The sequence below is a fragment of the Microbacterium sp. LKL04 genome (genome assembly GCF_900102005.1).
GTDB lineage: Bacteria > Actinomycetota > Actinomycetes > Actinomycetales > Microbacteriaceae > Microbacterium.
In genome coordinates this window covers 1,410,907-1,433,109 of record NZ_LT627736.1, presented here as the reverse complement: position 1 = coordinate 1,433,109, position 22,203 = coordinate 1,410,907, and the positions used below count along the sequence as shown (strand labels likewise).

23 protein-coding genes are annotated in these 22,203 nt (G+C 71.4%); 7 read left to right on the top strand and 16 right to left on the bottom strand.

The window, feature by feature from the left end; genetic code table 11:
* Positions 1 to 74 precede the first annotated feature (74 nt).
* Positions 75 to 545, top strand: coding sequence for a hypothetical protein (locus BLP38_RS07025; protein ID WP_157681069.1), 471 nt, complete (start codon positions 75 to 77; stop codon positions 543 to 545).
* Positions 546 to 552: 7 nt separating this feature from the next.
* On the opposite strand, the gene BLP38_RS07020 is transcribed toward BLP38_RS07025, so the two are convergent.
* Genes BLP38_RS07020 through BLP38_RS07005 form a run of 4 tightly spaced genes read right to left on the bottom strand, consistent with a single transcriptional unit; the run spans position 553 to position 4,034 of the window.
* The gene (locus BLP38_RS07020) at positions 553 to 963 is read right to left on the bottom strand and encodes a hypothetical protein (protein WP_157681068.1); all 411 of its coding nucleotides are present in this window, start codon (positions 961 to 963) and stop codon (positions 553 to 555) included.
* Positions 964 to 991: 28 nt separating this feature from the next.
* On the bottom strand, positions 992 to 2,554 hold the full coding sequence (locus tag BLP38_RS07015) for a glycerol-3-phosphate dehydrogenase/oxidase (RefSeq protein ID WP_091355060.1): 1,563 nt from the start codon (positions 2,552 to 2,554) through the stop codon (positions 992 to 994).
* Positions 2,551 to 3,363, bottom strand: coding sequence for an aminoglycoside phosphotransferase family protein (locus BLP38_RS07010; protein WP_091355056.1), 813 nt, complete (start codon positions 3,361 to 3,363; stop codon positions 2,551 to 2,553). The genes BLP38_RS07015 and BLP38_RS07010 overlap by 4 nt, the downstream gene beginning before the upstream one ends.
* Positions 3,360 to 4,034: a class II aldolase/adducin family protein gene (locus BLP38_RS07005; protein ID WP_091355051.1), complete on the bottom strand. Its 675-nt coding sequence runs from the start codon at positions 4,032 to 4,034 to the stop codon at positions 3,360 to 3,362. The genes BLP38_RS07010 and BLP38_RS07005 overlap by 4 nt, the downstream gene beginning before the upstream one ends.
* Before the next feature lie 46 nt (positions 4,035 to 4,080).
* Here BLP38_RS07005 and BLP38_RS07000 point away from each other — a divergent pair, with 46 nt between their 5' ends.
* Positions 4,081 to 4,719, top strand: coding sequence for a TetR/AcrR family transcriptional regulator (locus BLP38_RS07000; RefSeq protein ID WP_091355045.1), 639 nt, complete (start codon positions 4,081 to 4,083; stop codon positions 4,717 to 4,719).
* Between the two features lie 84 nt (positions 4,720 to 4,803).
* Here BLP38_RS07000 and BLP38_RS06995 read toward each other — a convergent pair whose 3' ends face one another.
* The 5 genes from BLP38_RS06995 to BLP38_RS06975 are packed head-to-tail and all read right to left on the bottom strand — an operon-like array spanning position 4,804 to position 9,393.
* Positions 4,804 to 5,961 carry an MFS transporter gene (locus BLP38_RS06995; RefSeq protein ID WP_091355039.1) on the bottom strand — a complete coding sequence of 386 codons (1,158 nt, stop codon included), beginning with the start codon at positions 5,959 to 5,961 and terminating at the stop codon, positions 4,804 to 4,806.
* Between the two features lies 1 nt (position 5,962).
* A complete protein-coding gene (locus BLP38_RS06990; RefSeq protein ID WP_091355035.1) occupies positions 5,963 to 7,228 on the bottom strand; it encodes an aminotransferase class III-fold pyridoxal phosphate-dependent enzyme in 1,266 nt (421 codons plus the stop codon).
* Complete coding sequence (locus BLP38_RS06985; RefSeq protein WP_091355031.1) at positions 7,225 to 8,004, bottom strand: hypothetical protein; 780 nt, start codon at positions 8,002 to 8,004, stop codon at positions 7,225 to 7,227. Before BLP38_RS06985 ends, BLP38_RS06990 begins: the two co-directional genes overlap by 4 nt.
* Complete coding sequence (locus tag BLP38_RS06980; protein WP_091359633.1) at positions 7,985 to 8,611, bottom strand: TetR/AcrR family transcriptional regulator; 627 nt, start codon at positions 8,609 to 8,611, stop codon at positions 7,985 to 7,987. Before BLP38_RS06980 ends, BLP38_RS06985 begins: the two co-directional genes overlap by 20 nt.
* An 8-nt stretch (positions 8,612 to 8,619) precedes the next feature.
* Positions 8,620 to 9,393, bottom strand: a complete 774-nt coding sequence (locus tag BLP38_RS06975) for an SDR family NAD(P)-dependent oxidoreductase (protein WP_091355027.1) — start codon at positions 9,391 to 9,393, stop codon at positions 8,620 to 8,622.
* Positions 9,394 to 9,515: 122 nt separating this feature from the next.
* Between BLP38_RS06975 and BLP38_RS06970 the strand changes: the two genes are divergently transcribed.
* Genes BLP38_RS06970 through BLP38_RS06960 form a run of 3 tightly spaced genes read left to right on the top strand, consistent with a single transcriptional unit; the run spans position 9,516 to position 11,845 of the window.
* Positions 9,516 to 9,878, top strand: coding sequence for a PadR family transcriptional regulator (locus tag BLP38_RS06970; RefSeq protein ID WP_091355024.1), 363 nt, complete (start codon positions 9,516 to 9,518; stop codon positions 9,876 to 9,878).
* Positions 9,875 to 11,263, top strand: a complete 1,389-nt coding sequence (locus tag BLP38_RS06965; RefSeq protein WP_091355020.1) for a hypothetical protein — start codon at positions 9,875 to 9,877, stop codon at positions 11,261 to 11,263. Before BLP38_RS06970 ends, BLP38_RS06965 begins: the two co-directional genes overlap by 4 nt.
* Positions 11,264 to 11,845 (top strand): hypothetical protein, encoded by a 582-nt coding sequence (locus BLP38_RS06960; protein WP_091355017.1) that lies wholly within the window; start codon positions 11,264 to 11,266, stop codon positions 11,843 to 11,845.
* Between the two features lie 39 nt (positions 11,846 to 11,884).
* Here the strand turns inward: BLP38_RS06960 and BLP38_RS06955 are convergent, their stop codons facing one another.
* Positions 11,885 to 12,958, bottom strand: a complete 1,074-nt coding sequence (locus tag BLP38_RS06955; protein ID WP_091355013.1) for a Glu/Leu/Phe/Val dehydrogenase family protein — start codon at positions 12,956 to 12,958, stop codon at positions 11,885 to 11,887.
* A gap of 109 nt (positions 12,959 to 13,067) precedes the next feature.
* Between BLP38_RS06955 and BLP38_RS06950 the strand changes: the two genes are divergently transcribed.
* Positions 13,068 to 13,871 carry a methyltransferase domain-containing protein gene (locus BLP38_RS06950; protein WP_091355009.1) on the top strand — a complete coding sequence of 268 codons (804 nt, stop codon included), beginning with the start codon at positions 13,068 to 13,070 and terminating at the stop codon, positions 13,869 to 13,871.
* Positions 13,872 to 13,874: 3 nt separating this feature from the next.
* Positions 13,875 to 14,351, top strand: a complete 477-nt coding sequence (locus BLP38_RS06945; RefSeq protein WP_091355006.1) for a YbaK/EbsC family protein — start codon at positions 13,875 to 13,877, stop codon at positions 14,349 to 14,351.
* A gap of 7 nt (positions 14,352 to 14,358) precedes the next feature.
* Here BLP38_RS06945 and BLP38_RS06940 read toward each other — a convergent pair whose 3' ends face one another.
* Genes BLP38_RS06940 through BLP38_RS06915 form a run of 6 tightly spaced genes read right to left on the bottom strand, consistent with a single transcriptional unit; the run spans position 14,359 to position 22,202 of the window.
* Entirely contained in the window at positions 14,359 to 14,703 is a 345-nt protein-coding gene (locus BLP38_RS06940) for a UBP-type zinc finger domain-containing protein (protein WP_018188459.1), read from the bottom strand.
* Positions 14,704 to 14,721: 18 nt separating this feature from the next.
* Positions 14,722 to 16,347 (bottom strand): FAD-dependent oxidoreductase, encoded by a 1,626-nt coding sequence (locus BLP38_RS06935; protein ID WP_091355001.1) that lies wholly within the window; start codon positions 16,345 to 16,347, stop codon positions 14,722 to 14,724.
* 31 nt (positions 16,348 to 16,378) lie between these two features.
* A complete protein-coding gene (gene nhaA / locus BLP38_RS06930) occupies positions 16,379 to 18,211 on the bottom strand; it encodes a Na+/H+ antiporter NhaA (protein WP_091354997.1) in 1,833 nt (610 codons plus the stop codon).
* Between the two features lie 57 nt (positions 18,212 to 18,268).
* On the bottom strand, positions 18,269 to 20,173 hold the full coding sequence (locus tag BLP38_RS06925; protein WP_091354992.1) for a glycogen debranching N-terminal domain-containing protein: 1,905 nt from the start codon (positions 20,171 to 20,173) through the stop codon (positions 18,269 to 18,271).
* Positions 20,170 to 21,084, bottom strand: coding sequence for a carbohydrate ABC transporter permease (locus BLP38_RS06920; RefSeq protein WP_091354985.1), 915 nt, complete (start codon positions 21,082 to 21,084; stop codon positions 20,170 to 20,172). The genes BLP38_RS06925 and BLP38_RS06920 overlap by 4 nt, the downstream gene beginning before the upstream one ends.
* Positions 21,081 to 22,202 carry a carbohydrate ABC transporter permease gene (locus BLP38_RS06915; RefSeq protein ID WP_091354979.1) on the bottom strand — a complete coding sequence of 374 codons (1,122 nt, stop codon included), beginning with the start codon at positions 22,200 to 22,202 and terminating at the stop codon, positions 21,081 to 21,083. The genes BLP38_RS06920 and BLP38_RS06915 overlap by 4 nt, the downstream gene beginning before the upstream one ends.
* Position 22,203: the final 1 nt, after the last annotated feature.

Sequence of the window (22,203 nt, the reverse complement as noted above, 5' to 3'; positions counted from 1 at the left end):
CCATATGTGTCCCCGAGAACCCTGGGGGATGTTCAGTGGGTGCGATATGCAACGATCAGGGTCTCGGCGTGCCGATGACGGCGATCGCGATGGGCGCGCTCCTTCTGGTGTTCGGCACCTGGTTCATCGAACATCTCCGGCACATCAATGAACGAGGGAACCGCGTTGAGCGCCTGTACGCGCGATTCCTGCGCAACTGGCAGGGTTATCTGACAGGCATCCTGTTCGTGGGGATCGGCGGACACCGCTACGCAACGTGGATGCAGTGCAGCGGGTCATCGATTCTGACGGGGGCTCGCATCGCTTTCCACGTGATCGGCTGGTGCCTTGTCGCGGTAGCGGTCGTTGTCGCCTCCGTCGGGCGTGCGCGCGTCGCAGAGGCCGAGCGTCTCGCCGCCGCAGAATCGCCCGCATCGGGTGATGAGTCGAACAGTGCGGGAGCGGAGACGGCGACGATCTCGTGGCGGCCACGGGCCAAGGTCGTCATCGCCGCGGGCTTCGTCGCAGCGGCGGGCGTGATCACCATCCTCGCCAGCGGCTCGTGATCCCGATTCAGCGGGGGAGTGATCTGGTCCTCACGAGCGACTCCGTCAGGGAACCCGCCGCGGCCAGCAGTCCCAGGGTGACCGCGCCGGCTGCAGCGACGGCCGGGACGCCCGCCTCCAACGTGATGTAGCCGAGCACCGCGCACCCTGCGGCGGCCACGACCGCGGCCGCGCCGGTCCAGACAGACCGAGCTCCCCATCGCCGGGCGAGCGCGTGCGCTTCGCGCGTCAGCAGCCAGACCACGACTCCGGCCACCGCGCCGATGCCGGCTCCGATCGGGCCGCCGTAGATCATCAGTCCCCACGGCGTCTCGACCCCAGCGTTGAGACTGGCGACCGCCGTCGCGGCGAGGCCGATTCCCGCTGCCGCGCCGATCGCGCCGCTGAACGCCATGCGTCGAACGGATCCCCCAGTCATCGCTTCACCGTAGCGGGCCTCGTGCTTCTCAGCGGGGGAGTGCGACGGCCGCTCGCGCCGCGTCGAGCTCGATCGCCCGACGTTCGGGAGACCAGTCGAGCTCTGTGCCCGCGATGTCCGCCGCCGCCGACAGGACGTCGTCGCCGGGGTCACCGCGGCGTCCGATGCCGGTGCGGTTCAGCAGGATGTCGGTGAGGTGCACGGCCGCCTCGTGGCGGGCCGCGAACGCGACACCGGCGAGCAGTTCCCCGTCGTCCGTCGCCGGGCGCGAGAGGACGTCGGACTCGGATGCCACGGCCCGGAGGGCACCGGCATCCGATCCGTACAGCCGGGCGATCAGGTCGGTCGTCCCCGTGTCGGTCAGGTCCGTGCCGTCGAGTGGGACGTCGGCTGTGCGGCTCGGCGCGGCGACGCGGCCGATCGAGCGTGCGAGAGCGGGGACGACCTTCTCGGCGAACGCCCGCGCCGTCGTGTACTTGCCTCCGGTCGCGGTCACGATGCCGGGGACGCCGTCCTTCGCGTGGTCGACGAGTTCCGACGCGCGCGAGGCGCGATAGGTGTCGGTCCCGCTCGTCTCCGTCAGAGGGCGCAATCCCCCGTACGCGGCGACGACGTCTGCCGTCGAGAGCTCCACGGGCAGGCGACCGGCGGCGTTGATCTCGGCGAGGAAGCGTTCGATCGACTCCCGCGTCAGCCGCCAATCCGAGACGTCTCCGGTGTAGGGCGTCTCGGTCGGACCGATGAGCGTCCGCCTGCGCCACGGCGCGAAACTGAAGTGGCCGCCCGACGACACGGTGAGCACCATCGTCTCGGTGATCGGCCTGGTGATGAGGTAGATGCCTTCCGAGCGCACCTCGGGGCGCGGGCCGGAGGCGCGCTGCAACAGGCCCTCGGCCGCGAGCACGTCGTACGCCCACGGGCCGCTCGCGTTCACCGTGACGCGCGAACGCACCTCGTGCTCGCTGCCGGTCACGAGGTCCGTCACCCGCGCTCCGCGGACGCGTCCGGCGGCGGAGATCAGGCCGTCGGCCCGCACGTAGTTCGCCACCCTCGCGCCGTGAGCGACGGCGGACCGCACGAACGCGAACGTCAACCGCTCGGGCGAGAGCATCATCGCGTCGTGGAAGAGGATCCCGTGCTCGAGATGGCCCAGCCCTCGCAGCCGCAGTTCCTCGCGACTGAGGCTCCGATGACGCGGGATGCGGTGGCTCGCGGGCACGCGGTTGCGGTCGAACGACAGCACGTCGTACGCCGTGAGGCCGACGTGCTCGACGATCCCGGGGTCGGGGAGCACCATGGCGATGGGGGAGACGAGCCCCGGAGCGATGCGCGACAGGGTCCGCCGCTCCGCGAGCGACTCGCGGACGAGTCCGACTTCGAGGTTCTTCAGGTAGCGGAGCCCGCCGTGGATGAGCTTGCCCGTCGCGGCCGAGGTCGCCGCACCGAAGTCGCCCTTCTCGACGAGCGCGACCGACAGGCCACGGCTCGCCGCCTCGTACGCGATCGCCGCCCCCGTGATGCCGCCCCCGACGACGAGGACGTCGACGACCTCACCGTCGGCGGGAAGGGAGCGGCGGACCGTCGTGGTCATCGGGTGAGCTCCGACCGGATGCCGCGCACCAGGCGCTCGCGCTCGCTCGGGATGTCGAGCATCCCCAGGCGCAGCACGCGCGCCGCGGTCGCCCAGCGGTCGAGGCTCGCCGTCGTCATACCCGTCGCCCGCAGATACTCGGTCAGATACATGCGTCCCATCGCGCCGCGCGCGGCTCCGTAGACGAGCAGTTGCGCCGTCGTCGCGCCCGGGAAGAGTTCGGCCTCGGTGAAGAGCAGTCGCGTCATCGCGACGTCCGCTGCGGGATCGCCGGATGCCGTCGACTGCCAGTCGATCGTCGCGATGCCGCCGCCGTGGCGGAACACGTTCATCGGGTGGAAGTCGAGGTGCAACACGCTGTCGCCGCCAGGAAGGGACGCCAGATGGTCGAGCAACGCCGCCCGCTCGCGAGCGGTGAAGCCTGCGAACGGGGCCGTGCCGACCAGGTCGGCGGCGACATCGCGGACGTCGGGGAAGTGGTCGCTCGCGACCCGATGGACGCGCGCATGCTCCTGCGCGAGCGTGCGGGCGACGCGCCCCATGCGCAGCGGGTTCTTCTCGGCGACCGTCGTCAGGGCGACCCCTTCAATGCGGTCGAAGACGACGGCGCGGCGGCCGTCGGCATCCGTCCTCCCGTGACAGCGGATCGGGGTGAGGCCGAGGTCGAACGCGGCGGTGGCGTCCTCGACTTCGCGGTCGATCGCCTCATTGGGCCAGTCGTCGTGGAAGACCTTCGCGACCGTCGATGTCGTCAGGGAGTGGACGTCTGCCGACCGCCCATGGGCGACGAGTCCGCCGACGGCGGTCACACCGACACCGGTTTCGTGGTGCCGTACCCGAGACGCATCGCGTGGGCGACGACCTCCTGCTGCTGGGCGGCGTCGAGCGCCCGAGGCGTGCCGACGGTTGCGGCACGCAGGTAGAGCTCCGCGAGCCACTCGACGAGGAGGGCGTTCTCGACGGCGGTCTTCAGGTCGGCGCCGAGGGCGACCGCGCCGTGGTTGGCCATCAGTGCGGCGAGACGGCCGTCGAGGGCTGTGCCGACGGCGGCGGCGAGGTCGGGCGTCCCGAACGCGTGGAACGGGGCGACGCGCAGCGACCCGCCCAGGACGAGCTGCTGGTAGTGCACGACGGGCAGCTCGTCGAGGACGAGGGAGAGCGCCGTTGCGCTCGGTGCATGCGTGTGGACGACTGCCGACACCTTCTCGGCCGGCGCGGAGCGCAGGACCCCGAGGTGCAGGGCGAGCTCGGACGTCGGGGCGAGTGCGCCCTTGACCACGGCGCCGCCCAGATCGACGACGATCACATCGTCGGCGGTCGCCTCGCCGAGGACGACGCCCGTCGCCGTGACGGCCACCACGTCGCCCGCGCGAGCACTGACGTTGCCGGCGGTGCCGATGAGCAGACCGTGGCCGGCCAGGGTGCGGGATGCCTCGGCCACGGACGCGCGGAGATCGTGATGGTGCGACGTCGTCGTCATGCTGCTAACGTTGCCGCCGCCCCTAACCAAAGTCAAGTTTGATTCCATGCACACGACGGACGACACCTCTCAGGACTGGACGGACCTCGGCCTGCGCCGGACCCCGACGCAGCAGCGCTCGAGGCAGAAGGTCGTGCAGGCGATCGCGGCCGCCGAGGATCTCGTCGTCCGTGAGGGAGTCGACGTCATCACGCTGCCGCGCGTCGCCGCCGAGGCCGGGGTGAGCGTGGGGGCGTTGTACCAGTACCTGCCCGACCGCGTGGCGATCCTCGCCGCTATCGTCTCGCGGTATCACGACCGCCTCGAGCGCCTGCTCGACGACGCGATCGAGCGACTGCGCGCCGACCCGCGCAGCGAGGACCCTGTCGGAAGCGTCCTGCGCGCTGTCGCCGCCGTCTATCAGGATGAGCAGTCCGCGCGGTCGCTCGGCACGGTTGCGATCTCGGCTGACGCGGATGCCGCACGTCGCCGTCACAAGCGGGCGATGGCCGATCGCGTCCACACGCTGCTCCGCGAAGCGGGAGTGCTCGACGGCGTCGACGACGAGCGGGGCGCCGCCGTCGCTCGGGTCGCGTTCGCGTCGGCTGACGCCGTGCTGCACGACGCCTTCGCCGCGCCCGAACCGGAGCGGGCCGTCCTGCTCACCGAGCTCGAGCGCGCGCTGCGTGCCTCGCTGCGTGTGTGAAGAGCTGGGCGCCTGAAGACCGCGGCGCCTGAAGATCTCGGCGCCTGAAGATCTCGGCGCCTGTGGACCCGTAGCCTGAGCGTGTCAGCCGGCGGTCCGCCGCCACGCCGGGACGGCCGCGACCAGCAGCAGCGCGGGCAGGAGGAAGGCCAGCCCCGAGCCCGTGACGTCGGTGAGCACCCCGACCCCGACGGCCCCGAGGACGGCGCCTGCGTAGTTGAAGAGGTTGACCCGGGCGATGACCTCGTCGCTGCGCGCGGGATGGATGGACCCGGCGAGGCCGAACGCGATGGGAACGAGAGCTCCGACGGCGAGACCGCTCACGGCGAAGGCGATGATGGTGACGACCGGCACCGGGACAGCCGCCACGACGAGGGCTCCGGCGACCCCGAGGATGAGGCCGATCGCGAGCAGTCGCGCCCTGCCGAGGCGGCGGACGACGGCATCCGTCACCATCCTCGCGATGAGCACGCCGCCCTGGTACGCCGCGAGCCCGACGGGTGCGAGCGCCGCAGCGGCACCGATCGCCTCGAGGTGGATCGACCCCCATGAGCTCACCGCCGAGTCGACCGTGTAGGCGGCCAGAATGACGAGCCCGACGACCGTGATGGCGCGTCCATCGAGGCGCGGGCCCCTCGGTACGCCGTCCGTCGAGGGGCGGGCCGCGCGTTCCCGGCTGAGCAGGCGCGCGCCGGAGAGGACGAAGGCGACCTGCAGGATCGCGGCAGCCACGAGGGCGGCGAACGCGGGAGCGCCGGATGCGATGATCCCTGCCATCCCGAGCGCGCCGATGATCGAGCCGGCGGTCAGGGTCGCGAAGAGGCGCCCGAGGAGCGGCGTCGCGCGGCCGCGCTGAGCGAGCACGCCCTGCATGTTCGACGACGCGTCGATGAGACCCAGCCCGAGGCCGTAGACGAGGACGGATGCCGCGAGCATCGCGGTCCCCGGTGAGAACGCCGTCGCGACCAGTCCCAGCGCCTGCAGCGACAAGCCCGTGATGACGCCGTGCCGGCTGCTCGCCCGCCGGGCGATCGCGTCGGCGGCGAGCGAGCCGAGCGCTGCCGTCACGCAGACGCCCAGCAGGATCGCGGCGATCCCCGTCGAATCGAGCCCGGTCCGCTCCTGAAAAGCGGGAAGCGCCGTCACGATGACGGCGTATCCGAGCCCCTGCAGCCCGTAGACGGCCGCGGTGGCGACGACGGTGCGTGTGGTCGTTGCGGGTGATGCCGTGGTGGCGGTCACCTCACACCACCGCGGGGTGGCGCGTCCGGAGGGCCGCGAAGGCGTCCGCCGCGATCTCGACCGTCCAGTCGACGTCCGCTTCGGTGACCGCGGCGTTCAGGAAATGGTTGTGGTGGGACGTGAGATACGCGCCGCGGCGCACGCACTCGGCGATCCAGTCCTGGTGCAGCATGAGCGAGTTCGCCGGATCCGCCACGCGCAGGTAGAAGAGCGCGGGGGCGCCCGAGGCGACGAGGGTGTAGCCCGCGTCCGATGCGACCTCGGTGAGCCCGTCGGTCAGCCGCCGTCCCAGCCGGTCGAACAACGCAGGGGCGTCGAGCTCGCGGAGCTTCCGCTGCGTCGCGATCCCGGCCGCGAAGGGGACGGCGCTCATCCAGTAGCTGCCCGTGTAGGTGATCGAGCTCACCGCTTCCTTCAGCGAGTCCTTGCCGAGGAGCGCCGACACGTTGTACCCGTTCGCGAGGGCTTTGCAGAAGCAGATGAGGTCGGCCTCGAAGCCGAAGTAGTGGTCGCTGCCGGCGAGGTCGAGGCGGAAGCCCGCGCGCACGTCGTCGATGATCAGCACGACGCCGTGTTCGTCGCAGAGCTTCCGCACCGCCTGCCAGTACCCGTCGGCGGGCAGCTGGTTGTCCACGAAGTTGCCGTGCATGTACGGCGTCGAGATGAGGGCGGCGACCTGTCCGCGGTTCTCGGACAGCAGGGTCCGGAGGGCGGCGAGATCGTTCCACGGGACGTAGAGGTTGTTCGCGACGTCCTCCTCGAGGACACCGGGGTAGTCGAGCTTCTGCGTCCACGGCGCGACCCCGTGATAGAAGCCCTTCACGAAGATCACCTTCTTGCGCAGCGTCGCCGCGCGGGCGGTCATGATCGCGAGCGTCGTCGTGTCGCCGCCGTTCTTGGCGAACATCGCCCAGTCGGCGCTGGCGACCTGGTCGACCAACAGTTCGGCGAAGTCGATCATGACGGTGGAGGGCAGCGAGACGACGTCCTCCTTCTTCGCCTGCGCCTGAGCGGCGGCGACGACGTCGGGGTCGTTGTAGCCGAGGACGTTGGGCCCGTAGGCGCACATCCAGTCGATGAACTCGTTGCCGTCGAGGTCCCAGAAGCGGGTGCCCTCGGCTCGGGTCGCGAATTTCGGGAACCCCTCGTTCGGCAGGTGCAGGCCCTCGGTGGGGCCGAGGTGACCCGGGATGCCACCGGGGATCACCTGTTGAGCGCGGCGGAACGCAGCGAGGCTCTTGTCGAAGGTGTACACGGAGGAGCTCACTTTCCGAGGTAGTGGCCGACGCGGTCGAGGATGCGGCTCGTGTTGTCGACGAGCGGGATGTAGCCGCGGATGGCGATGCGCCCGTCGCCGACGCACGCCAGCGCGCTCTCCCGGCCCGCGAGGACGTCGCCGGCTGTCTGCAGGTCGGCGAACCGGAAGACGGCTCGGGGCGAGGCATCCGTCACCGGAACGCGCGAGAGCCGGTGCTCGCGTACGCGCAGTCGGTGGCGGAGCGCGTCGCCGACGGCGATGTCGAGGTCGCCGTCGGACATCTGCGCGGCGCTGAAACGGCCCGACCGGTCGCGGTTCGCGACGATCGCGATCGCCCCCACCGCGACCTCGAGGAGCAGGACGCGGTGCGCGTCGGTGAAGGCCGGATCGGCGAGGTCTTCGTCGCTCGGGCGCAGGTACCGGCCGAGCAGGTCGCTGACCGGGGTGAACACCTGCGTCAGGAACCGGATGCCTGCCGGTCCCGCGATCGGGAGGGGCGACCCCGTGCCGTCGAGGACGGCGTTCAGGTGCGCGGGGGAGCGGAACACGAGCGTCGCTCGGGTCGTCCCGCCGTGCTCGCCCTCGGCGGGACGGATGCCGTCCCGCGCGAACACGAGGCTCATCGACTCGCCGCCGATCACCCGCGCGGTGAGCCGCACGGGCTGCGTCAGTCCCGCGAGCAGTCGCGTTGCGTCGGGCGCGACCTCCGACAGCTTCGGCAGCGCGCCGAGGACGGCGTGCAGGTTCACCGCCGCGAGAACGCGCTCATCGATCTCCGTCAGCATGGGGGCTCCCTTCGGTCGGTGCCTCTAGTGGGGCGGATGCCGCGGCCAGCGCTGCGGCGGCGAACGACGCCGTGCGACGCGCGGCATCCGAATCCCCGTCTGCGAGCCAGGTCGTCGTGATTCCGTCGGCGATGACGACGAGGTGACGTGCGAGGTCGGACAGGGGAGCGGTCCACCGGTTGCCGGTGATCTCGGCGGCGTAGGCGAGCATCTGCTCGGCGGCGTCGTAGTAGGTCCGCCACTGCGCGCGCATCTGCCCCTGCGGGTCGCGCCGGCGGGCGACGAGGGCGAGTTCGAGCAGGGCGATCTCATCGGCGGGGTCCTGCTCGAGCATGTCGATGTAACCCTCGAGGCCCGAGCGGATCGCCGCCGTCAGCGAGGTCGGATCGATCGCCCGCGATTCGGCGGCGAAGCGCTCCTGCGCGATCACCGTGTCGATGACGGCCGTCATCAGCTCGTCCTGCGTGCCGAAGATGTACGTGAAGGCGCCGAGGGGCATGCCGGCTTCGGCGGTGATCGCGCGCGTGGTCGCGGCGGCCACGCCACGCCGGGCGATGACCCGGATCGCGGCGGCGATCAGCTCGTCCCGTCGCTCTTCGGGCGGCATCCGGCGCATCAGGAGTCCCCCACGGCGCGGGCGGCGACGTGCAGGCGGAGTCGCCGGGGCGACACGCGCGCCACCCAGCCCTGCACGCGGTTGGCGGCGCCGACCGTGCGGACGGGGGAGGGGCGGGACGAGTCCAGCGCGTCGAAGGCCTCGTCGAGCACGTCGTCGACGGTCTTCGTCGCGCCGACCTTGAAGGTCTCGGAGCCCGCCGCGGCGAAGAACTCCGTCTCGGTGGGGCCGGGGCACAGGGCGAGGACCCGCAAGCCCGAGCCGCGGGTCTCCTGCCAGATGGCCTCGGTGAGCGAGGTGACGTAGGCCTTCGTCGCGGCGTACACCGCGAGTCCCGGCAGCGGCTGGTGTCCGGCGTTGCTCGACACGTTGACGAGCACGCCGCGCGCGGCGATCAGGTGGGGGAGCAGTTCGCGCGTCAGCAGCGTGAGCGCCGCGACGTTGACCTGCACCTCGGCGGCGACGCGTGCGGAATCCTCGTCGACGAAGGCGGATGCCGTCCCGAATCCTGCGCTGTTGACGAGACCCGCGGGGCGGATGCCGCGCTCGGACAGTTCTCGCGCGATCGCCGCGGGCGCCGCGGGGTCGGCGAGGTCGGCGGCGAGCACGGCGGCCTCGACACGGTGCAGCCCCCGGACCTCTTCGGCGAGAGCCTCGAGCCGCTCGGCGCGTCGGGCGATGAGCACGACGTCGTGACCGCGTGCCGCGAAGCGGCGCGCGAACCCGGCGCCGATCCCCGAGCTCGCTCCCGTGATGACGATCGCGCCGGGCATGAGGCCTCCAGGGAAGTTGTACATATGAACAAGTGCGGGTGGTCCCTCAGTATGGCGAGGCTCCCGTGTCCCGTAAAGAATCAATCGTGGGAATATGCCCGTTGGTGGAGTATGAATGACGCATGGCATCGACACTCGGCCCGACGGGCTTCTGGATCCTCACGGCGCTTGCCGGCGGGCGACGGCACGGCTACGACATCCTGCGCGAGGTGGATGCCGCCTCGTCCGGGCGCGCGGCGATGAAGGTCACGACCCTCTACGCCGCGCTCGAGCGGCTCGAGCGCGAGGGGCTGATCCGTGCAGACGGCGAAGAGGTCGTCGGCGGTCGCGCCCGGCGGTACTTCGCGATCGAGGATGCCGGGAGCGCGGCCCTCGAGGCGGAGATCACCGCGCTCGAGCACCAGGCCCGCGTGGCGCGCGAGCGGCTGCGCGCCGCGGGCCGTCCCGCGATCCAGCCCGGCTTCGGCCGGACGGCGATCGCATGAGCGGGCTCGACGAGCGACGGTTCCGTCGCCTGCTGGCCTGGTACCCCCGTTCGTGGCGCCGCGCTCACGGCGACGTGCTGGTCGCCATGATGCTCGACGAGGCCGAGCGCACCGGGCGAGCGGGACCCACCGGCGCCGAGACGCGTTCCGCGATCGTCCACGGCCTGGGCGCTCGTCTGGGTGCGACAGCCGCGATCGTGGCGGCATCCCTCGCGATCCTCGCGACCGCCGCGGGGCAGATCGGCATCCTGTTCATCACCGGCGGCGGGCAGGCGTTCCACGAGCCGATGCTGTTCGCGATGACGGGTGTGGCGCCTGCGGCGACCGGAATCGCCCTGGTCGCGCTGCTGCGTGCCGTCGCCCTTCTCCGCGACGGTGCGGCGCTGATCGCGATCGTGGCCCTCGCCCTCGCCGGGGTGTGCAGCGGGCTCGCCGGGATCGGGTGGAGTCAGGGATTCGATGCTGCGGACGCAGGGCTCCCCCAGACGGGGCTGGCCGGGATGACGGTGCCGCTCGCGGGCGCCGGCGTCCTGCTGACGACGATCGCGTTCGCCCTGCTCATCGCTCCCGCGCTTCGACGCGTGGGTCTCGGGCGTCCGGCCGGGCTCCTCGCGATCGTCGTGGCGATCATCGCCGCCCCGGTCACGGGGGCGTTCGTCTTCTTCTCGCCCGGGACCACCGCGGTCGTGTCGATCGTCGTGCTCGTCGTCGCGGCCTTGCCCCGCACGCGAGGCGTCCGACGTGACGTACCCGATGCCGTCGCACCGGCGGCGCCCGTGCCGGTGCCCGCCGCACCGCACTCCTCGGTGGGTGGGGCGGCCCTCAGCCGCGTCCTCGCCGGGATCGCGCTCTCCGGTGGTGCGGTGGGGATGGCCTGGGCGTTCGCCGGTGCTGCGTGGTCGTCCACGGCGCGGGGGGACGACACGGTGGCGATGCGGGAGGGCATCGTCATCCTCGCCGTCAGCATGATCCCCGCCCTGGTCGCGCTCGGTGTCGTGCTGCGCCGCTCGCGTCGGCGTCCTGGTCGCGATGTCTGGATACCGGTGGTCGCCGCCGCGACCGGCTTCCTCATCATCGCGACGGAGTATCTGGTCACGTACGGCAACGGCGACATCACGATCGGTTGGGTGGGCGCGGCAGCGGCGATCGGTGTCGCGCTCGCCTGGTGGATCGTCGCGCGGATGCCGCTGAGCACCGGATACGGCTCCGCCACCGGCATCCGCGTCGGTGTGGGTCTTGCCATCGCGCTCGCCTACACGCTCGTCCTGGGCCTGGCGCTCACGCCGATGCTCGCTTTCGCGACGCCTGTGCTGGCGCTGGTCGTCCTCGTGCTGCCGTGGCGTCGGAGCTCAGCGCCCTCGCTCGTCGTGGGTCAGGTGGCGTAAATGGCCCGCCGCGCCTGGGCGTGGGCGACGGTGGCGATCGTCGCGGCATCCCTCGCCCTCGTCGCGTCGATCACCGGTGGCATCGGATGGCTCTCCATCGAGGCACCGGACGCGTTCCTGTTCGTCGCGGGTGGGGTCGCCCCCGCCGCCATCGGCGTCGCGCTCGCGGCCGTCGCCCACCTCGGCGGGCTGGTCGGCGCCCGCAGCACCGGGGCGCTCCTCGTCGCAGCCGTCGTCGCCGGAACGGCCGGAGGTCTCGCTGCCGCCGCGGTCCGGGCGTCCTCCCAGCGGAGCGACGACGGACTGCCCACGGCGACGGTCGACGCGCTCGCCGTCGGCCTGGCCGCGGTCGGTGTCGTCGCGCTCGCCGTCTTCCTCGCCGTCGCCGGGTCCGCGCTCCTGCGCCGCGCCGGCCTCCCGGTGTGGGCGTCGGCGACGCTCGGCGTCATCGGCGGGGCCATCGTCGCGCCCGTCTTCGGCGTCATCGCCGTCACGGTCCACCTGCTGACCGCGGTCGGCGCCGTCGCCCTGATCGGCTGCGCCGTCGAGATGCGGCGACGGATGCCGGTGGTCGCGGTCTGAGAGACCCGGGACCCGCCGCAGCGGGCCCCGGGCGGACAGTCAGACGCTCGCCGGAACGCGGGTACCGGTCGACAGGCGCTCGGCGGCGTAGGCCTCGGCCGCGTCGAGCGGCGAGACGCCGCGGGCGGCCGCATCGTCGAAGAGTCGCCGCATCGTGTCGCCGATGCCGTCGATGCGGGTCGCGATCTCCTCGCGGTGGCCGGGCGTGCGCGCCTCGACGTCGAGGTAGATGACACCGCCCGCGTTCGCGACGAAGTCGGGGGCGTACAGGATGCCCCGCTCCGCCAGGCGGGCTGCGCCGGAGCGGTCTGCGAGCGGGTTGTTCGCGGGGCCGCAGACCGCGGTCGCAGCGAGCACGTCGATGACCTCGTCGGTGAGCACGCCACCGATACCTGCCGGGACGAACACGTCGGCGGGCACCAGGTGCTCGGCACCGGGCTCGACCCACGTCGCACCGAGCTCTGCGGCGAGCGACATCTTCGCGGGATTCACGTCGGTCACCGTGAGGATCGCACCCTCACCCGACAGCCGGACGGCGAGCCGGCTGCCCACCTGACCGAGTCCCGAGATCGTTATGCGGCGACCGGCGACCTCCGGTGAGCCCGCGATGCGCTCGAGCGTCGCCCGGAGCGCCGCGTAGACACCACGGCTCGTGGGGCCGGCGGGCTCGCCCGAGCCGCCCACCGAATCCGGCAGACCCACGACGTGCGCCGTCCGCTCGCTGACGACGAGCATGTCCTCCGTCGTCGACCCGACATCCTCCGCCGTCCGGTACTGGCCGCCGAAGGACTCGACCGCATCGCCGAGATCCAGGAACGCGGCCCGGCGCCGATCGGCGTCGAGGGTGTCCGCCTCGCTCAGGGCGATGACGGACTTGCCGCCGCCGGCATCCAATCCCGCGGTGGCGTTCTTCAGCGTCATCGCCGCCGACAGGCGCAGCGCGTCGCCCATCGCGTCGGACCAGTGCGGGTAACGCCACAGGCGCGCGCCGCCGAGGGCGGGGCCGAGCGTCGACGAGTGCAGGGCGACGGTGACGACGAGGCCGCTCCGCCGACCCGTGATCACCTCCACGCGCTCGTGGGTGAAATCGGGCAGGGGCAGAGAATGCGTCATCGCGATCCTTGTCGACGGGCCTTGTGGGCACTGCGGTGCGGATGCCGCCGATCTGCGGCATCCGTCATCATTCTGCCTCGCATATCGCCCCCCGCCTAGGCTGTGGCCCATGCAGACCGAACGCTATTCCCACGGCCACCACGAGAGCGTCCTGCGGGCGCACACCTGGCGGACGGCGGAGAACTCGGTCGGGTATCTGCTGCCGCACCTTCGCCCCGGCGCGTCTCTCCTCGACGTCGGATCGGGCCCGGGCACCATCACGGTCGACCTGGCGCGCCGGCTGGATCCCGGTCGCGTCGTGGGCCTCGACGCCTCGGCCGACGTCGTCGCGCAGGCACAGGCCCACGCCGCCGCGGAAGGCGTCACGAACGTCGCCTTCCAGACCGCGGACGCCTACGCCGTCGACGCCCCGGACGGCTCCTTCGACATCGTCCACACGCACCAGCTGCTGCAGCACCTCGGCCGGCCCGTCGACGCCCTGCGCGAGTTCCGTCGACTCGCAGGACTAGACGGCCTCGTCGCGGCGCGCGACGTGGACTACGCGGGCATCATCATCCACCCGCACATCCCCGCGCTCGACGAGTGGCTCGACCTGCTGCTGCGCATCGGTCGTAACAATGGCGGCGAGCCGGCCGCCGGTCGGCGCCTCAAGGCGTGGGCCCGCCAGGCCGGCTTCACGGACGTCACCGTGAGCGCGTCGACGTGGCTGTTCGAGACCGACGAGCAGCGCGCGTGGTGGGGCGGGTCGTGGGCCGATCGCGCCCTTCACTCCTCGTACGCCGAGCACGCCGTCGAGCAGGGTCTCGCAGGCCGGGCCGACCTCGAGCGGATATCGGCCGGGTGGCGCGAGTGGGCGGCGGCTCCGGACGGGTGGCTGCTCATGCCGCACGGCGAGATCCTCGCGCGGGGCTGAACGGTGACGGAGAACCTCGGCGCACGCAGCCGCCTCGTTCACGACGCGCTGCGCGCAGCCGGCATCTCGGGAGAGATCGTCGTGCTGCCCGACGCGGCGTCGACCGCGGTGCTCGCGGCCGAGGCCCTCGGAGTCGAGGTCGGCGCGATCGCGAACAGTCTGGTGTTCCAGTGCGACGGGCAGCCGCTGCTCGTGATGACCAGCGGTGCCCACCGCGTCGATACCGCGGCGCTCGCGGCACGGATCGGGCGAGGCAAGATCAGCCGCGCGACCCCCGAGCAGGTGCGTGACGCGACGGGCCAGGCCATCGGCGGGGTCGCCCCCACCGGCCACCCGGCGCCTCTCGAGACCCTCGTCGACGAGGACCTCGCCGGTTACTCCGAGATCTGGGCGGCCGGCGGCACGCCGCACACCGTTTTCCCGATGACGTTCGACGAGCTCGTGCGGCTCACCGGCGGTCGGGTCGTCTCGGTCGTCTGATGCGCGCTCAGGTGTGGATGAGCTCGCGCCAGTTCAGGGGCACGCGGCCGCGCGGGCCGGGAGCGGGCTGATCGGCCGGGTGGCTGGTGGGTTCGGCGAGTTCGGGGCCGGTGAACATGGTCTCGTCGACGTAGTCCCAGAACCAGTCCTCGCCGGGCTCGAAGCTCTGCACGAGGCGGTGCCCGGTCTCGCGGAAGTGCGCCGTCGCGTGCTGCCCGGGTGATGTGTCGCAGCATCCGACGTGTCCGCACGCCGCGCAGCGGCGCAGGTGCACCCAGAACCCGTCCTGCTGATCGCATTCGGCGCAGCCCGCGCCCGAGGGGGCGACGTTGGTGTCGATGTCGGAGCTCATCTCATCCTCCCGATGGGGTCAGTAGGCCAGGGCGCGGTGCACCGAGGCGACGGCGCTCGATCCTTCGCCGACGGCGGCGGCGACGCGCTTCATGGATCCGCGACGGACGTCGCCCGCGGCGAACACGCGCGGCGCGGACGTCTCGAACGGGAACGGCTCCCGCCCGAGGTCTCGCCACTGCGCGATCGACTGCACGGCCACGTCGGTGCCGGTCCGGATGAACCCGTCCGTGTCGCGGTCGATGGCCGGCAGCCACGAGGTCGCGGGGTCCGCCCCGATGAAGCAGAACAGCCCGCGCGCATCGACCGCGCCGGCCGAGTCGATCGTGACGGATTCGAGGGTCCCGTTCCCGTCGAGTGCGGTGACCTGGGATGCCGTGTGCACCTGCACCCGCGGATCATCGGCGAGCCGGTCGGCCAGATAGCTGGACATCCGGGTGCGGAGGTCCGTGCCGCGGATGACGAGGTGCACGGGGGAGCCGTGGGCGGCGAGATAGAGCGCGGCCTGCCCGGCGGAGTTCGCGCCGCCGACGACGACGACCGGCTTGTTCTGCACCTGGCGCAGCTCGAGCGGCGTCGCGGCGTAGTAGACCCCGGAGCGCTCGAAGTCCTCCCACCGGTCGAGGGCGAGTCGGCGGTAGGCCGCCCCCGAGGTGACGATGGCGCTGCGCGCGCGGATGACGCGGTCGTCGGAGAGGGTGACATCGAGCAGATCCGGGCCGACCTGGGCGAGTGCGACCGCCTCGCACGGCGCGTACACGCGGACCCCGAACTTCAGCGCCTGCAGGACGGCCTGACCGATGAGGTCACCGCCGCTCACGCCGAAGGGGAACCCGAGGAAGTTCTCGATGCGGGACGTGGATGCCGCCTGCCCGCCCGGCGCGACGGCGTCGAGCAGTACGGTGCTCAGTCCTTCCGAGGCGCCGTAGATGGCGGCGGCGAGTCCGGCGGGGCCGCCGCCGACCACGACGAGGTCGACGATCTCATCGGACTCCGACCGGTAGCTGAGGCCGAGGCGCTCCGCGACGAGTCCTGGGGTGGCACGGGGGATCGGCTCGCCCTGGACATAGGCGACGGGAAGGTCTGCGGCGGTGACTTCGTGCGCGTCGAGCGTATCGAGGTCGCTCGGCGCGAGGGCGACGGCCTTGTGGACGAGGTCGAGCCGCTCGGCGAAGCGCCGGAGCGACAGGAAGTCGTTCGACGTCGTCGTGCCGACGAACTTGAGCGTCATGGCGGCGGGTCCCGTCCGCAGCGACTCGCGCCGCGCCCACAGCGCGTGCAGGATGAGGTCGCAGAGCTCGTCGTCCTCGCTCATGATCTCCCGGAGCGCGGCGCGGGACAGGCGGTGCACGCGGCCGGCCTTGGTCACCCGGGCCGACAGGAACGCGCTCTGGCCGTTCAGGATGCCGAGCTCCCCGGCGAACCGGCCGGGGCCGACCGTCGTGATGACCGCCTCGCCGATCCAGCGGAGCGCGTCGCGGACGATCTCGATCTCGCCCGACTCGACGACGATGAGGTCGTAGCCCGCTTCGCCGGTGCGGAAGACGTAGTCGCCGACCTCGACGTCCTGGGGCACGGCGGCGGCCACCAGCCGCTGCCAGTGCATGTCGGAGAGGTCGGGCGACATCATCGCGTCCATCGTCATGGGAGCGTTTTCTTGCGCCATGGCGCCCAACCTACCGACCCGCGGGCGAGACCGGTGCGTCGGATTCCGACTGCAACGCCCGGATGAGCGACTGCGCGTCGTACGGGCCGGTGTGACGGCGGCCGTTGACGAAGAACGTCGGCACGGAGTGGATGTTCATCGCCTCGGCGTCGAACATGTCGTCGCGGACGCGACTCGCCACGTCGGGCGCGGTGAGGTCGCGCTCGAACCTCGGCACGTCGAGCCCGAGACGTGCGGCGAGGCGCACGATGTCGGACGGGAGCTGGTTGTCCTGGTCGGCGAACAGCCCCCGCTCGAACTCGAAGAACTTGTCCTGCTTCGCCGCCGCCTCCGAGGCCTCCGCCCCGGCGAGGGCGTTGGGGTGCTGCACCGTGAGGGGAGCGTGGCGCCACACGTAGCGGAGGTTCGGTCCGAGTTCGTCCATGACCTCCTGGATCGACCCCGACGCCTTGAGGCAGAACCCGCATTGGAAGTCGCCGTACTCGACGATCTCGTACGGGGCGTCGGCGGACCCGAAGATGTGGTCGCGCCGCGGGTCGACAGGACGCACGAGCGTCTGGCCGACCTCCTCCTCGGGGCTCCGGGCGTCCGCGATGCGGAACAGGACGGTGCCGAGGGCGAGGGCGATGACGGATGCCGCGAGCACCCCCACGCGCGCCTGGTTCTGCGCGTCGGGGTCCTCGATCGCGAGGTCGATGATGAAGAGCGAGATCGTGAAGCCGATCCCGGCGAGGGCCGCACCGCCGCCGATCCGGTCGAGCGAGAGCCCCGGGCCGAAGTCGCCGATCTTCAGGACTTTGAGGACGGCGGTCGACCCCCAGATCCCGACGAGCTTGCCGGCGACCAGGCCGACGACGACGCCCCAGGTGAGCGGGGAGGTCACGGCGGCCGCGAGGATGTCGGGGCTGAGCGAGACGCCGGCGTTCGCGAGTGCGAACAGCGGCAGGATGACGTAGGCGACATACGGCGCGTACGCGGTCTGCAGCCGTTCGTTGATCGAGATCGACTCGCGGAGGCTGTTCGCCGCGGCGCGGGCGTACTCGGTGCTCGGGGACTGCCGGAAGGTGCGGGCGAGTTCGAGGGCGTGCTCGACGTCGCGGCGGTCGGGCCGGTAGACCGGCACGAGCAGGGCGATGGCGACGCCGGCGAGGGTGGGGTGGACGCCGGAGGCGAGGAACGCGAGCCAGACCACGATGGCGAGGGTCGCGTAGATGGGGCCGCGTCCGGCGCGCACGTAGCGGACGAGGTAGATGCCGGCGAGGCCGACCGCCGCGATCACGAGCGGCATCGGCGTGAACGTCTCGGTGTAGACGAGCGCGATGATGCTGAGCGCTCCGATGTCGTCGACGACGGCGAGAGCGAGGAGGAACACCCGCAGGCGTCCCGAACCGCGCGGACCGATGAGCGCCAAAGCGCCCACGAGGAAGGCCGTGTCGGTGGAGATGACGACGCCCCAGGCATCCGCGTTCCCGCTCGGACCCGCGATGAGGACGAACAGCAGGGCGGGGAGGGCGAGTCCCGCGACGGCCGCCACGACGGGGACGACGGCGCGCGACCAGCTGGTGAGCTCGCCGATGGCGAACTCCCGCCTCACCTCGAGACCGACGGTGAAGAAGAAGATCGCCATCAGCGCGTCGTTGACGAGCGCATGAAGCGTGAAGTCGAGCTGGATGTCGCCGAGCCCGATCATCAGGTGGGTGTCCCAGAACCCGTTGTAGGTCTCGGAGGAGATGTTCGCCCACACGATGGCGGCGGCGGTGGCGATCAGCAGGAGCAGCGCCCCCATCCGGGTGCGGCCCATCCTGCCCACGTGGTCCGCGATCGAAGCGAGTTTGCGCGGCATGCATCCTCCGGTTGGGGGTCGAGTCGGATGCCAGTCTCCACCCCCGCCGGGTCTCTGTCAGCGGGGAGCTGTGAGGATCTCGTGGCAGACGACCGCCGCGGCCGCCGACCAGGCCTGCGGTCGGCAGGCCGCGGGGTAGGGAGCGGGCACGGTGACGTCGCTCGCGGCGTCACCGGCATGGAGCTCCGGCATGCGATACGCGAACGCCTCGGCGGCCGCCAGCATTCCGTCGACGAGCTCGCGAGCCTGGTCCGCGAGGCCCGCGCGCGCCATGCCTCGCGCGACGATGGCCGTGTCGTGCGCCCAGACGCTGCCGCCGTGATAGCTGAGCGGCCAGTACCCCCCGGCATCCGTCGACATCGTGCGCAGGCCGAAGCCCGACGACATCGACGGACCGATGAGCAGATCGGCGACCGTGCGCTCCTCGTCGAGGTCGAGGATGCCCGTGCCCAGCAGGTGACCTGCGTTCGAGGTCAGGGTGTCCACCGCCCGGCCGTCGCGGTCGAGGGCGATCGCCGGGTAGCGACCCTCCGGGGTCTCGACCCAGAAGCGCTCGCGGAAGCGGGTGCGGAGCTCGGCTGCCCACGACCGCAGACGCTCAGCGCCGTCCTCTTCGAGCGAGTCCAGCAGATCGGCGGCACGGACCGCCGCCTCATAGGCGTAGCCCTGCACCTCCGAGAGCGCGATGGGGCCGTTCGCGAGCGACCCGTCGCGCCACTGGATCGAGTCGCCCGAGTCCTTCCAGCCCTGATTCGACAGGCCGTGGCCGGTCTCGTCGACGTAGTCGAGGAAGCCGTCGGCGTTCGCGGACGCGATCACCCAGTCGAGCGCATCGTGCATCGTGGGGAGGAGGTCGCGGACCTCGGCCTCCGGCATCCCGGCCTCGTGCGCTTCGGCGAGGAGGGTGATCCACAGCGGGGTCGCGTCGACGGTGCCGTAGTACAGGGGCGGCAGCGAGATGCCCTCGCCGGGCATCGTGAGGGTGCCGGCGCGCAGCTCGTGGGCGATCTTGCCCGGCTGCTCGGCGGTCGCCGGGTCGGCGGTGGAGCCCTGCAGTCGCCCGAGGACCCGCAGAGTGGATGCCGCCATCCCCGGATCGACGGAGAGGAACAGTCTCGCCGCCCACAGCGAATCCCGCCCGAAGAGGGTGAAGAACCACGGCGCGCCGGCGGCGAAGTACTCGTCGGGATTGCCCGGCAACGTGAGCCGCAGGGCGTCGAGGTCGTCGAGCGCTTGACGGAGCCAGCGGAACAGCCGCGGGTCGATCCCCTCGACCGGTTCGAGCGCCCAGTCGACCTGTCGCGTCGTCCCCCGGACCACGAGCGACGGGTCGTCGAGGTCGACGCGCCACGACACCGTGACGGACGACCGCGGCGGGCAGGTCACGCGCCATGTCAGGGCGAGGTCGTCGCCGGCCTCGGTCACCTCGGCGCCGGGCGCCTGCAGCCGCATCGACGATTCGCCCGCCGTCAGCTCGACGGCGTCGCCCGCGGAGGTCCGCTCGATCGGGGCACCGCCGCCCGTGCCGGATTTGACCAGCTGCATCGGCGTCGCGTCGGGGGTCACGGTGACCTCGATCGCGAGCTCGACCGGTTCCGCCAGATGCGAGAAGAGGGTGAACTCCTCGGTCATCCGTCCGTCGGCGACGACGCGGCGTCGGGTCAGCCGGATCTTCGGGTCCGGCGTGCGGTCGTCGATTCGCCGCAGAAGCGCCTCGAACCGCGCATCGGATGCCGAGTCCGCCGAGCGTGAGATCCATTCCGGCGCGTGGGTCGCGGCATCCGTCCCGTAGCGGACGCGGGTCGCGCGGATGAAGCGCGTGTCGCCGTGGAAGACGCCGTCGATCGATCCGGTGTCGGGGGAGGGGGCGCCGATCTCGCCGTCCGCGCGGGACCACACCTGGGTGGGCGCGCGGAGGACGACGACGGCGTCGGACAGGAAGGGCTGGAGGCCTGCGGTCATCCCTTGACTGCTCCTTCGGAGGTGTTCATGATGCGCTTCTGGAAGATGAAGAAGACCACCGCGACGGGGATAGTCATGAGCGCGGCGGCGGCGAGCTTCAGCGGATACTGCGTGCCCTGACTCAGCTGCCCCGACGACAGGCTCGCCACCCCTCGGGTGAGCGGGAAGAGCTCGGGCGACTGCACCGACACGATGAAGTGGGTCAACTCGTTCCATGATCCCTGGAACGACAGGATCACGATCGTGATCAGCGCCGGCCGCGCCATCGGCAGAACGACGGACCAGTAGACCCGGAAGGTCCCGGCGCCGTCGATGCGCGCCTGCTCCTCGACCGACGGCGGGATCGACTCGAAGAAGTTCTTCATGATGAACACGCCTGCCGCGTCGACCAGGAGCGGCAGGACCATGCCGGCGTACGAGTCGTACATCCCGAGCTGGTTCAGCACGAGGAACCGCGGGATCAACAGAACGACCGAGGGCACCGCCATGACCCCGACCACGAGAGCGAAGATCAGACCGCGCCCGCGGAAGCGCAGCCGGGCGAGCGCGTACCCGGCGAGCGAGACGAAGAACACGCGCCCGAGGGTGACGAGGATCGTGACCACCGCCGAGTTGGCGAACCAGAGCGGGAAGTCGCTGTTGAGGAACAGCCGCTCGTACGCGGCCGTCGTGAAGGTCTGCGGGACCAGCGAGATGGGGTTGGATGCCGCTTCCTGCTCGCTCTTGAACGAGGTCGCCACCTGCACGAGGAACGGGTAGATGTAGACGAGGGCGAGCAGGGCGAGGATGCTGTACAGCGCGATCTGGCCGACACGGGACGCCGGGGTGAGCCGGCTCCGACGCCGCGGCGCGCGGCCGATCGGCTCGTCGGTGAGCGTCTTCGTGCGAGCGAGGGTTCTGCTGTCGGTCACGACCGTGCCCCCTTCGGCGTGTAGGCGCGGATGCGGCGCTTCGAGACGGGTCGCTCCCGCAGGAGCCACCGCTGGAAGAGCGTGAACGCGATGATGATGAGGAACAGGATGAAGGCGATCGCGGCGCCGATGCCCCAGTCCTGATTGCTGAACGCCGACGTGTACGAGAGGTAGGCGGGCGTGATGGTGGTCTTTCCCGGTTGGCCCTTGGTGCCGGTGTAGATCTGGTCGAACACCTGCCAGCAGCCGATGAGTCCGAGCGTGATGACGGTGAAGAGCGTCGGCCGCAACTGGGGGAGCGTGATCCGCCAGAAGCGCTGCCAGGCGCTCGCGCCGTCCATCATCCCCGCCTCCGTCAGCTCGTAGCCGACGTTCTGGAGGGCCGCGATGAACAGCAGCATGAACGTGCCGCTCGTCGTGAACACCGCCATGAGGATGAAGGCGCTCATCGCGACAGAGGGGCCGGCGATCCAGTCCCAGCCCGAGAGACCCAGGAAGCCCGGCTGAGAGATCGCGGCGGGCGCGGCATCCACTCCGAAGGCGCCGAACAGCAGGTGCACGATGCCGCGGGGGTCGTTGAACCAGTTCGGTCCCTTGCCGCCGGTGACGGCCGCGATCAGCGCGTTGACGGGTCCGGCGGCGCTGAAGAGGAAGATCCACAGCACCGTGATCGCGACCGAGCTCGTCACGGACGGGAAGTAGAAGGCGGTGCGGAAGAATCCGCGCGCCCTCATCATCCGGCGGCTGACGAGAACCGCGAGGAACAGCGACAGCGCTGTCTGGAGGGGGACGACGAGGAAGACGTACCAGGCGTTGTTGCGCAGCGCCGTGCCGAAGTCGCGACTGCGCAACCCTTGGCCCGAGGTCAGCTCGCCGTAATTGTCGAGCCCCACGAAGTCGACGTTCGGCGAGAGCGGGCTACCGCGGCCGCCCCAGTCCGAGACGCTCACCCAGAGCGCCATGAGGACGGGGAGGAACAGGAACACCCCGAGGATCACGACGACGGGGGAGACGAACAGCCACCCGGCGACACCCTCGCCGCGACGCAGACCGTGTGAGCGGTGGTCGCGGCGAGGGGTCTTCTCGGGTGCCCGTTCGGTGGTGACGGGCGAGGCCATG